The organism is Clostridium sp. AF22-10 (genome assembly GCF_003478725.1).
GTDB lineage: Bacteria > Bacillota > Clostridia > Lachnospirales > Lachnospiraceae > Otoolea > Otoolea fessa.
This window is the reverse complement of sequence record NZ_QUFZ01000086.1, coordinates 1-510: the sequence shown is the minus strand read 5'-3', so window position 1 is coordinate 510 and position 510 is coordinate 1. Positions and strand designations below refer to the sequence as shown.

Genomic DNA, 510 nt, shown 5'->3' with positions numbered 1-510 from the left:
TGTGCCCGTCTGTTTTGCTGGCATATACACCAACATGGTGCTCATCCACCTCGACTTTTGCCGGAATGAAACGATATCTGCGTGTAATAGCATCTGGAAGCTGTTTCCAGCCGTTTTCACCGAATTCTGCTGTTAATTCTTCTTCGGTCATGTAGTGGTCGATCCGATTTGTAGGAAGCCCGGACATATCCTGTGCTTTCTTACCGGTTGCTTTTTTTCTGCGTTCCGGTGCCGGCTCCAGAGTCTCTGGTTCCGGTGCCTCCAGATCACAGACAGCTTCGGCTTCATTAAAAAACACAATGGTTCCATCCACTTCAGCAAAACGGAGCTGCTGGGCATCCTCCATTTTTTCAGAGGAACGTCCAAACCGGTTCTTATTAGCCAGGATCAGCTGTTCCATCTTGCCTGCATCTTCGTATCCAGGGAATGCAGGTCGGCACTGACCTTTTCTAACTGTTCCTGTTGATTCAAAAATAACTGGATCAGCATAGATTTATCAAAGCTGTTTAA

General features: G+C 47.1%; 1 protein-coding gene. It reads right to left on the bottom strand.

Annotation, left to right across the window (positions count from 1 at the left end):
- The coding region (locus DWX91_RS17675) for a transposase (protein ID WP_412693935.1) at positions 1–400 on the bottom strand (400 nt) is incomplete at its 3' end.
- Positions 401–510: the final 110 nt, after the last annotated feature.